Origin of the sequence: Nostoc sp. DedQUE04 (genome assembly GCF_034530995.1) — a bacterium.
Lineage (GTDB): Bacteria > Cyanobacteriota > Cyanobacteriia > Cyanobacteriales > Nostocaceae > Nostoc.
Genome location: NZ_JAVRCA010000078.1, coordinates 1 through 11,442, shown reverse-complemented (window position 1 = coordinate 11,442; position 11,442 = coordinate 1). Strand labels below are relative to the sequence as shown.

10 protein-coding genes are annotated in these 11,442 nt (G+C 41.5%); 7 read left to right on the top strand and 3 right to left on the bottom strand.

The features are described 5' to 3' along the window. Positions 1-83: 83 nt before the first annotated feature. On the bottom strand, positions 84-1,586 hold the full coding sequence (locus RM049_RS33885; RefSeq protein ID WP_322707320.1) for a UDP-N-acetylmuramoyl-L-alanyl-D-glutamate--2,6-diaminopimelate ligase: 1,503 nt from the start codon (positions 1,584-1,586) through the stop codon (positions 84-86). Between the two features lie 53 nt (positions 1,587-1,639). Next, positions 1,640-1,921: a glutaredoxin family protein gene (locus RM049_RS33880; protein ID WP_322707318.1), complete on the bottom strand. Its 282-nt coding sequence runs from the start codon at positions 1,919-1,921 to the stop codon at positions 1,640-1,642. 208 nt (positions 1,922-2,129) lie between these two features. Here RM049_RS33880 and RM049_RS33875 point away from each other — a divergent pair, with 208 nt between their 5' ends. The 7 genes from RM049_RS33875 to RM049_RS33845 all read left to right on the top strand — a co-directional run bounded on the left by RM049_RS33875 (position 2,130) and on the right by RM049_RS33845 (position 10,909). Beyond that, positions 2,130-3,095, top strand: coding sequence for a homogentisate phytyltransferase (locus tag RM049_RS33875; RefSeq protein WP_322707317.1), 966 nt, complete (start codon positions 2,130-2,132; stop codon positions 3,093-3,095). Between the two features lie 3 nt (positions 3,096-3,098). After that, positions 3,099-3,572, top strand: a complete 474-nt coding sequence (locus tag RM049_RS33870) for a tetratricopeptide repeat protein (RefSeq protein WP_322707316.1) — start codon at positions 3,099-3,101, stop codon at positions 3,570-3,572. Between the two features lie 703 nt (positions 3,573-4,275). Then, positions 4,276-6,429 carry an ATP-binding protein gene (locus tag RM049_RS33865; protein WP_322707315.1) on the top strand — a complete coding sequence of 718 codons (2,154 nt, stop codon included), beginning with the start codon at positions 4,276-4,278 and terminating at the stop codon, positions 6,427-6,429. A gap of 311 nt (positions 6,430-6,740) precedes the next feature. After that, positions 6,741-7,967, top strand: a complete 1,227-nt coding sequence (locus RM049_RS33860) for a tetratricopeptide repeat protein (protein WP_322707314.1) — start codon at positions 6,741-6,743, stop codon at positions 7,965-7,967. Between the two features lie 101 nt (positions 7,968-8,068). Next, complete coding sequence (gene cobA / locus RM049_RS33855; RefSeq protein WP_322707313.1) at positions 8,069-9,658, top strand: uroporphyrinogen-III C-methyltransferase; 1,590 nt, start codon at positions 8,069-8,071, stop codon at positions 9,656-9,658. Positions 9,659-9,765: 107 nt separating this feature from the next. Then, positions 9,766-10,362 carry a dephospho-CoA kinase gene (coaE, locus tag RM049_RS33850; RefSeq protein ID WP_322707312.1) on the top strand — a complete coding sequence of 199 codons (597 nt, stop codon included), beginning with the start codon at positions 9,766-9,768 and terminating at the stop codon, positions 10,360-10,362. A 241-nt stretch (positions 10,363-10,603) separates the two neighbouring features. Continuing rightward, positions 10,604-10,909, top strand: a complete 306-nt coding sequence (locus RM049_RS33845) for a hypothetical protein (RefSeq protein ID WP_322674792.1) — start codon at positions 10,604-10,606, stop codon at positions 10,907-10,909. 186 nt (positions 10,910-11,095) lie between these two features. On the opposite strand, the gene RM049_RS33840 is transcribed toward RM049_RS33845, so the two are convergent. Then, positions 11,096-11,368, bottom strand: coding sequence for a hypothetical protein (locus RM049_RS33840; protein ID WP_322707311.1), 273 nt, complete (start codon positions 11,366-11,368; stop codon positions 11,096-11,098). Between the last annotated feature and the right edge of the window lie 74 nt (positions 11,369-11,442).

Genomic DNA, 11,442 nt, shown 5'->3' with positions numbered 1-11,442 from the left:
GGGGACTGGGAACTGGGGACGGGACTGGGTACTAGGAGAATAACCAATGCCCAATGCCCAATGCCCAATGCCCAATACTTAAATTAAGCTTGGACGTTAAGTCTTTCGTGTAAAGCGTCGCGTGCGTGTTCTCGGTCGTCAAAATGGATTTTTTCAGTGCCGAGAATTTGGTAATCTTCGTGACCTTTACCAGCAAGCAATACTCCATCACCGGGTTGTGCTTGTAAAATAGCGGTACGAATTGCGATCGCTCGATCGCAAATTACTGTTGGCTGCACTGTGTCAGCTATTCCCGCCAAAATATCTTGCAAAATCCTTTCTGGATCTTCAGTGCGGGGATTATCTGATGTCACCACTGCCACATCAGCTAACTCAGCAGCAATTTTACCCATTTTTGGGCGCTTAGTGCGATCGCGATCGCCTCCACAACCAAATACACAAATCACTTTACCAGGTATAAAGGGACGCGCAGCTTTCAATAAATTTTCCAAGCTATCGGGCGTGTGGGCATAATCCACAATCACGCTAATATCTTGCTCAGTACTAATCTGTACCCGTTCCATCCGTCCGGGAACTCCAGGGAACTCAGGTATCACAGCTGCCACTAACTGCAAATCTAGCCCTAAGTGTAAAACTGCTCCGACAGCTGCTAAAAGATTTTCTAAATTATATTGTCCGACTAGGGGCGATTGAAAAGCCACATCACCTTTTGGTGTATGTAATGTCCCACTAACACCATTCGGCTGGTAACTTAAATCACTCATCCATAAATCGGCGCTGTTGTCATTGACGCTGTAACTCCAAACCCGTTCGGAATCCAACGAAGCAATTAACCGCTTCCCGTAAGCATCATCAGCATTAATTATTGCCCGTCCCTTGAGATAATTAGGACTAAACAATAACGCTTTGGCAGCAAAGTAATCTTCCATGTCGCTGTGATAGTCGAGATGGTCTTGAGTAAGATTACTAAATACCGCCACCTCAAATTCACAACCCAACACTCTACCTTGGGCCAAAGCGTGAGAACTGACTTCCATCACCCCAAACTCACTACCAGCCTTTACCGCCTCTGCTAGCTGCTGTTGCAGTTCCACTGCAAAGGGGGTAGTGTGGGCAGCAGTTTGCTCAAAACCTGCCCAACGAGTGTAGAGAGTTCCCATCAAAGCTGTAGCTAAATTAGCTTTGTTGAGGAGAAATTCAATTAGATGAGTAGTTGTAGTTTTGCCATTTGTACCAGTCACACCTACCAGCTTGAGTTTTCGCCCTGGATAACCGTAAAAAGCACTAGCTATCTGCGCGCAAGCTTGAGTAATATTACTTGCACTAATGACCACAGCCTGATTTGTGGGAGGATTTTTTTGTGCAGCTTCGGGAGAAACGATCGCAGCGACAGCCCCTGATGCGATCGCACTTTGCCAAAATTCCCCACCATCAACCCGCGTTCCTGGCATCCCAATAAACAAATCTCCCACACGACAAGCATGGGAATTCGTCTTTAAACCCCTAACTTCCACATCCTCTAAAGTTGGATAACTAGGCAATTGCTCAACACTGTCTACCGCTGTTAGTAATTCCCGCAATTTCATTTTGTGAACCTCGTCACATTCTTGATCTTGCGCTTATTCTGCATTATTTTTTTCTAATTGGCTAAATATTTACGCAACATTTGCTCCAATTGCTGCACGTTAGCACGAGGAGAAGGACGCGGCAATGGTTTCTCACTTCCCTGTGCGCCCTCTGCGCCTCTGCGGTTCGATAAATAAAGCACCGGCACTTCATACTGATACGCAGCAAACCAATCTTCACGAGTTGTAATATCCCTAATTTCCAACTCGAAACTGAGATTTTGGATTTGTTCTAGCTTTTCTTGCAAGCCTTCACATAAATGACAGCCGGGTTTACTGTATAAAATTAGTCGCATTCTTGATATGAGTTGGCGCAAGAAGTTATAAGTTTAGAATAACGTAGACGCTTCTCCTGTCGGAGACGCTACGCGAACGGCTTGTCGCAGCCACAGCAGAGGGCACGAAGTAGAAGGATGAAAGCTCATTGATTCATGAAAGTAGTCTAATGACCAAATTCTGTGACAATGATTAACAACCAACCAGAATACTGTATTTAAGCTACTCATGAGCCAAAGTTCTCAAAACAGCCCTTTACCAGGCAAACCTGTTCAATCATATTTCCAGTGGTTATACGCCTTCTGGAAATTCTCTCGCCCTCATACGATTATTGGTACAAGTCTGAGTGTTTTGGGTTTATATTTAATTGCCATTGCCATCAGTAGAGATGCAATGAATGTTGTCTCTACGTATTCTCTATTCCCTGTTTTTGGTGCATGGATTAGTTGTCTGTGTGGCAATGTTTATATTGTGGGGCTGAATCAATTAGAAGATGTAGAAATCGACAAGATTAATAAGCCTCATTTACCCTTAGCGTCTGGTGAGTTTTCCCAGCAAACTGGGCAATTAATTGTTGCTTCTACTGGAATTTTGGCGCTGGTTGTGGCGTGGCTAACTGGCCCGTTTTTATTGGGTATGGTAGCAATTAGTTTGGCCATTGGTACTGCTTATTCTTTACCACCAATTCGCTTAAAACAGTTTCCCATTTGGGCGGCGCTGTGTATTTTTTCGGTGCGCGGTACGATTGTTAACTTAGGTTTATATCTGCATTACAGTTGGGCGTTGCAACAAAGCCAAACGATTCCGCCTGTGGTATGGGTGCTGACGTTATTTATTTTAGTGTTTACCTTTGCGATCGCCATCTTTAAAGATATCCCGGATATGGAAGGCGATCGCCTCTACAATATTACTACTTTCACTATCAAACTTGGCCCTCAAGCTGTGTTCAATCTATCTCTTTGGGTAATAACTGCCTGTTATCTGGGAATAATTCTGGTTGGGGTGCTACACGTCGCCTCAGTTAACGCTATATTCCTGGTAGTTACTCATTTGGGGCTGTTGGCTTGGCTGTGGTTACGGAGTTTGACGGTAGACTTACAAGAGAAAAGTGCGATCGCTCAATTCTACCAATTTATCTGGAAACTCTTTTTTATGGAATATCTGATTTTTCCTATCGCCTGTCTTTTGGCTTAGACAATGCTAGAAACCTTTCCTACTAGTTCGATTATCGCTGCTGTTGTAGTTGTTCTGAGTCTGTCAATCCTTGGCTATTTCGCTTGGAAAACTTTGATTACCTCAGATTTGTTTCAAAAAGGTATCAATCTTGCCCAAGCAAAAGATTACCAAGGTGCAGAAGCAGCTTTTCGCAAAGTGATTTCCATCAACTCTACAAATGACGTAGTGCGCTTGTTTTTGGGAGATGTTTTAAACCAGCAAGGACAAGTAGAAGAAGCAACAGAATTATTTCGGGAAGTAATTCGCCGCAGTCCGAAAAATCCTGATGCTTACTTGCGTCTGGCGAATATCCTCATGCAGCAAGAGCAAGAAGAAGAAGCTAAAACTAACCTGCAACAAGCTAAAGATTTATTACAAAAACAGCGCCAACCTGAAAAAGCTAAAAAAATCACTCAACTATTAGATAAAATGAGTGCTAAGTCAAGCGAATCTTAACTTTAATGAGAGTTGCAGAGATTAAATTTTCCTGTTGTGTCTCCTAATTTTTGCCATTCCCATCATTATGGTGAGAATGGTTTTTATTTGGTAACTTACTATTGTATACCATAATTATGTCTGCAATTTCCACAAGTTTGACCGCTCTCTTCATAGCTGTTACAATTGCGATCGGATGCGCTTCAAGCTCCATAACCACAATTAATTCATTTAGGCTTTAGAAGAGAAAATATTAGTAATTTTAAATGATTGATTTTTGCCAAACAGCGATGATACTAACAGCCTTTTTATTTTATAAAAACATATTGTAGTCTCCTTACCTTAAGCAGTGCAGAAATTAGACACACTGGATCGCTAATATTTGAGTAAGTATCTAGGCATAATAAATTTAAAGTTTGTAGTAAGGACTTTAGTCCTGATAATCCTTGCTCTGAGCGATAAATCATATCATATCCGCTTGATTGCTTATTAAACCCGAAGAACCCCACCCCGCCAAAGCTGTGCTTTGTCTCCCCTCCCCGCTTTTCGGGAGGGGTTGGGGGTGGGGTTCTTTTATTATGGGTAATTTGGCGGACATGATATCACTCACTACAAAATAGAAGTTTATTTTATATTTAATTATGTCTACCTACTTACTAAAATAGTATTAAGCAAAGGTAGATATTTAGTAGTAAATTTTAATAAATTAAACAATCCAGTATTTATGTCAAATATAATATCAGAATTGTGGACTAACTTTTTTACATCAGAATCATTTATTCCACATGGACATTGTTATCTATGGCAAACGAATTTAGTTTGGTTACACATATTATCTGACGCATTCATTGCACTAGCTTATTACTCGATTCCAGCTACACTCTTCTACTTTGTCCGCAAGCGACAAGATTTGCCTTTTGATTGGATTTTTCTACTATTTAGTGGATTTATCGTAGCTTGCGGCACTACTCATTTAATGGAGATTTGGACACTTTGGCATCCAATCTATTGGGTGTCGGGGTTTCTCAAAGCAGTAACTGCCACAATATCTGTAATTACCGCGTTAAAGCTTGTACCTTTAGTTCCTCAAGCATTGGCACTTCCTAGCCCTACTCAATTAGAACAAGCAAATCAAGAACTTCAAACACAAATAAGCGAACGCTTATGGGTAGAGGAAGAACTGCGAAAATACCAGAATCATCTCGAAGAAATGGTTGCTGTTCGCACCAATGAAATTACTCAGACTAACGAACAATTACAACAAGAAATTCTTGAACGCCAACGCATCTTAGAAGTTCTCCGGCAAAGCGAAGAACGCTACCGTTACTTGGCTGAGGCAATTCCTCAACTTGTTTGGACAACTAAACCTAACGGTGAATGCGATTATTTTAATCAAAATTGGTGCGAATACACTGGGCTAACGTTAGAACAATCTTTGGGTTCTGGTTGGTTGGCTGCATTGCATCCAGATGATGTTCAAAGAGCTGATAAAGTGTGGTCTGATGCTGTCAAAAATAGCACTATATATAACAATGAGTATCGCTTTAAACGAGCTGCTGATGGCTCTTATCGTTGGCAGCTAGCGCGAGGTTTACCACTTAAAGATGAGCAAGGTTTTGTAGTCAAGTGGTTTGGAACCTGTACGGATATCCACGAACAAAAACAAATACTTGAAGAACGAGCGCACCTACTGGAATTAGAACAAGTAGCACGAGCGAAAGCAGAAACAGCCAATCGAATTAAAGATGAATTTTTAGCCGTCCTCTCTCACGAACTACGCACTCCACTCAACGCAATTCTCGGCTGGTCAAAGTTGTTGCAAACCCGCAGATTAGACCAAACAAAGACATCTGAAGCCCTAGCCACAATCGAGCGAAATGCTACCTTACAAGTTCAACTCATTGAGGACTTGCTGGATATTTCCAAAATTTTACAAGGTAAACTGACGCTGAATATCACGAAAATTAATCTAAAGTCCACGGTATTGTCGGCATTACAGACAATGCAGTTAGCAGCAGAAACAAAGTTGATTGAGGTAAATACAGTATTTGAACCGGGTGTGGGACAAATTATGGGCGACTCGACTCGTTTGCAGCAAGTCGTCTGGAATCTCCTTTCTAACGCAATCAAATTTACACCTAGAGGAGGAAAGGTAGAAGTGCGACTTCAGGAAACTGATGGCTATGCTCAAATAATTGTTAGCGATACGGGTAAGGGAATTAGCGCTGACTTTTTGCCATTTGTGTTTGATTACTTTCGCCAAGCAGATAGCACCTCTACGAGAAATTTTGGTGGATTAGGACTGGGATTGGCAATTGTGCGTAATATCATCGAAATGCATGGCGGCATCGTCAAAGCAGATAGCCACGGTGAGGATAAAGGGGCAATATTTACTGTTAGCTTACCGCTTCTGGCAGATGAAATTCCAAAGCTGACGGATGGACAAAATTACCCTGCATTCTTAGCTACTAACTCTTTACCTCTGAATGGCATCAAGGTTTTAGTTGTCGATGATGATATTGATTCACGAGATTTTGTTGCTTTTGTATTAGAGCAAGATGGGGCTTTTGTAATGGCAGTATCTTCTGCTGAAGAAGCATTACAAACTTTAGCAGAGTTCAAGCCAGATGTGTTGGTAAGCGATATTAGTATGCCCGATATGGATGGCTATATGTTAATACATGAAGTGAGAACTCGGACAGCAGAACAAGGTGGACAAATTCCAGCAATTGCCTTGACTGCTTTTGCGAGAAACGATGACCGCGAAAAAGCCCTAAAAGCTGGGTTTCAGATGCATTTATCTAAACCTCTTAACCCAGAAAAATTAATTGCAGCGATTGTTAAATTGATGGAAACAAAAGTTTCTGTAAATACCTAAAAATGATTTTTTACTTTTAATAAATTACCATCTATTAGACTTCTTGCATGAATTAATGAGCTTTCACCCTAAATCCCTCTCCCACGCTTGGGAGAGGGACTTTGAAATGTCTCTTGTGTACAAATAGCCATTTATATGAGATTACACTTGTATCAAGTTAGTTTAATCACTTATAATTCCAGCTATAACCTCGCCAAAGCTACACTTTTGTCCTAACAACAAGTGAGGAAGGGCTGAGATAAGGTTTTTTGACGATCGCAATTAGCCGAACTTGATATTTAGATGTAAACCAAGCAGGTAAGGTAAGAAAAATGCTGAAAAACAAGAATCTACTGATAGCAGCTATTATCTGCTTGTGTTTGAGCAATGGAAATACTGCCTTTGGTCAAAATGTTGGCGTTATCTTAGCAAAAATTCAAAATACTCAGTCCGCAGTTATTCGGAACAAAAATGCAGTTGCTAACTTCGAGCAAGGAAGCAATCTCTATAAACAGGGAGATTTAAAAGGAGCAGAGGCGGCTTTTCGGAAGGCAATTGAACTAGAACCCAATTTTGCACAAGCTTATATTGCCTTGGGAAATACTCTCGACGATCGCGGTAAACCACAAGAAGCGATCGCTCAATACAATAAAGCCATTAGTCTCGATCCTCAAGACTCTAGAGCATATTTTAATCTGGGTTTGACTTTAGCAAGACTGAATCAGTTAGAACCTGCGATCGCCCAATATCAGAAAGCCATCAGCCTTGAACCCAAGTATGCTGAAGCTCACTATAACTTAGGAAACGCTTTCTACGCTCAAGGCAAGCTAAAAGAAGCAGTTACCGAATATACAGCAGCTATTCGCCTCAAACCAGACTATGCGCCGACTTACACCCGTTTAGGAAATGCTCTCTACGATCGAGGTGAGCTAGCAGAAGCAGTTACCCAGTATAAAAAATCTATTAGCTTCGATCCTAACTATGCAGACGCTTACTATTACTTAGGAAACGCCTTGTACGCTCAAGCAAAGCCAACAGAAGCAATCGCCAACTATACCGAAGCCATTCGCCTCGCTCCGAAAAACCCAGCAGGTTATAATGCCTTGGGAAATACTCTATACGCTCAAGGCAAACTAGAAGAAGCGATCGCACATTACCAAAAAGCCATCAGCTTCGCTCCCAACTATGCAGACGCTCACTATAATTTAGCAAGTGCTTTTTACGCTCAAGGCAAGCTCACAGAAGCAATCGCTGGCTATACCGAAGCGATTCGTCTCGATCCCAAACACGCACAAGCTTACACAGGTTTAGGAAATGCGATGGACGATCGAGGTAAACCTCAAGAAGCGATCGCACATTACAAAAAAGCCATTAGCCTCGTCCCCAACGATGCATTCACTTACTATAATTTGGGAATAACTTTGGGAAGACAACAACAGTCAAAAGAAGCGATCGTTAATCTCAAAAAAGCCAGAGAATTATTCCAAGCTGAGAAAAACAAGGAGATGGTTGAACAAGTCGATCGGCTAATCCAAAAAATTAATACGCAAACGGATTGAATAAAGGGATTGGGCATGGGGCATTGGGCATTGGGCATTGGGCATTGGGCATGGGGCATGGGGCATGGGGCATGGGGAGAATGACAAATGACAAATGACAAATGACAAATGACAAAGGCAAAGTCTACCTCGTAGGTGCTGGGCCTGGAGATGCAGCATACCTGACAGTAAAAGCTTACAATCTCTTAGCTACTGCTCAAGTGCTAGTCTACGATGCTTTAGTAGATGCTCAATTATTGCAGTGCGTCCCAGATGATTGTCTGAAATTGGATGTCGGTAAACGCGGTGGCAAACCCAGTACAAGCCAAGCACAGATTAACAAGTTACTGGTAAAACACTGTCTGCAAGGAAAACAAGTTATACGCCTAAAATCAGGCGATCCGTTGGTTTTTGGGCGTTGCACTTCCGAAATTGAAGCCTTGAAAGCATCCGGTTGTGATTTTGAACTAGTACCAGGAATTTCCTCAGCCCTTGCAGCGCCTTTGTTGGCAGGAATTCCCCTAACAGATCCGGTGTTAAGCCGCACTTTTGCAGTGCTTACAGCTCATGAACCAGAGATTTTAGACTGGGAAGCACTGTCACGCTTAGAGACACTGGTAATTTTAATGGGAGGGCGACATCTACGAGAGATTGTAGATCGACTGGTGCAGCATGGGCGATCGCACATAACACCCATTGCCATCATCCGTTGGGCAGGAACTCCCGAACAACAAATTTGGACGGCGCAACTGGGCAATATTCTAGAACAAACCGCCGGATTATCCCTTTCTCCGGCGGTAATTGTGATTGGCGAAGTTGTTGGGCTACGCAAGTACTTACAACCTGAGAAAATAGATTGTCAGGTTTCTACTACAGGCAAAACTTTTAGCCCCCCTGCTATGTCAAGCAATTTCCCCCTATCTCCCCTTACTGGTAAAATGATCTTGGTAACACGCTCAATTGGGCAATCGAGTCAATTTAGCGATCGCCTCATTGCATCAGGTGCAACAGTCATCGAAATGCCTACCTTAGAAATCGGCCCCCCCTCCAGTTGGGAAGCTTTGGATAGTGCGATCGCTCATTTATCTGACTTCGACTGGTTAATTCTCACTTCTACCAATGGCATAGACTACTTTTTTGAAAGGCTAACTACGCAAGGTAAAGATAGCCGTGCCTTAGCTGGCATTAAAATTGCCGTCGTTGGTGAGAAAACAGCCCAAAGTCTCAAACAACGCTCTCTGCAAGCAGATTTTATTCCCCCCAACTTTGTTGCCGATTCTTTAGTGGAAAATTTCCCAGATCGATTAGATGGTAAAAAGGTGTTATTTCCCAGAGTTGAAAGCGGCGGCAGAGAAGTTTTAGTTAAGGAATTAACTCTCAAGGGAGCAAAGGTGATAGAAGTTGCGGCATATCAATCTTGTTGTCCTAGTAGTATTCCACCTGCGGCAAAGTTAGCTCTCCAAAACCGCAAGGTAGATGCAATCACCTTTGCCAGTTCTAAAACTGTACAATTTTTCTGTCAACTTACTAATAGTATATTTGCCAACAACTCCGATCCTAGCCAATTATTAGAGGGAGTTTGTATTGCCTCTATTGGCCCCCAAACCTCTAAAACTTGCCATGATTTATTCGGACGTGTGGATGTAGAAGCCGAAGAATACACTTTAGATGGTTTAACCCAAGCACTGATCGCATGGGCGACAAATTCTTAGATGAGGGAGTAGGGGGGCAGGGGAGCAGGGGAGCAGGGGAGCAGAAGAGTAGAGGAGAATAACTACTGACAAATGACAAATGACGAATGACAAATGACAAATGACAAATGACAAAACGTATAATCGGCTTAACTGGTGGTATTGCCACAGGCAAAACTACTGTCACCAATTATTTAGCTAGCACTTATAACTTGCCGATTTTGGATGCAGATATTTATGCTAGAGAGGCAGTATCTTTAGGTTCGCCTATTTTGGGGGCGATCGCTCAACGTTATGGCGAACAAATTTTACTATCAGATGGCAGCCTCAACCGCCAAAAGCTAGGTGAAATTATCTTTAATCGTCAAGATGAACGCAACTGGATAGACAATTTGATTCATCCTGCTGTGCGCGATCGCTTCCTCAAAGCAATTGCTCAGTCTTCGTCACAAATACTGGTGTTAGTAGTGCCTCTATTATTTGAAGCTGGGATGACTGATTTGGTAACAGAAATCTGGGTAGTGCGTTGTTCTCAAGAGCAACAACTACAAAGATTGATACAACGAAACCATTTAAATGCAAAACAGGCACGAGCCAGGATTAACAGCCAATTATCCATCGAAGAAAAAGTGGCTCATGCAGATGTCGTTTTAGATAACTCTTCTACCCTAGAAATACTACTGAAGCAGATAGATGTAGCTCTAGCTACGACAAGTAGTAACTAAATTATATTTTTATTAAAATATATACATATATGACATTTTCAAGACATAAAAAGCTTATTAATTAATACTAGATAGTTAAGCAAAAAACTTATATCTCACCAAATATTGTCTTACAGTTAGGTGATTTTACAGTTGAATATGCGATTAATAGTACTGTAAATTTAAAAGAATGACTTTTAAATAAATTATAAGTTCTATTTTTTAAATGTTTTTAAGTGCCTTCTCTTCAATCATAACAGGTATGAACTTAAGTTTTAGTTTTTTAAATAAATTAGCTTTGGTTATCTCGCCAGTAACAGAATTAAAACAAAAGAATAAAATCCATGATTACAGACAACAAGTTTGTGGAGGCGACTACATATTTGAGCGCTTCAATGAAGGAACAATCGGGTACATGACTGGAGTAGGGAAAAGCGTTAAAGCTTGCGATCGCATTATTTTACGAGAAGGTTGTGAATCTTATCAATATCAAGTTGAAGAAATTGATTATTACTCCGCTCCATCTGATATGTGGATAGCTTTACTCAAGCAAATACCGAATGACTAAATATTGTTAGCGAAAGCTTGAAATTGCGTGAGCGATTATTTGCACAATAGTACAGCTGTGAAAGAAGATGAGCGGCATTTGTGCGATGGGCTAGGCCCCGCCGTACGCGATCGCATTTCCAGAATCTCTCCTTAAATTTAACAGATGAGGCGATACTCACTAACAAATATCGCTTACTTAGAGCAATTAGCACCCAAATTCTTCTCTAAGCCTGCGCCTTAAATCTCCAGAGATAGGTAGCCAGTTAATTTCTTGGCAGATATTGTTACGAGTTTCCCCATTTTGTAAGCGTTGTCTATAGATGGCTATTAACAACGCCTCTAGACCAAACTTAGATAACATATCAGCTGCCAATCCTATTATTCCCAGCAGAACTATACCACCTATCATCCCTCCTGGCCCCAACATTGCTAAAGCTGCTGTAATAGCAGCAGCACCAGTAAGACCTGTAGTAGCCATCGTAATTATAATTTCTAGCAGTTAAACCTCATCCACCTTGAGAACTGGAGTTTTTCAAGAAGATATATTAGTTT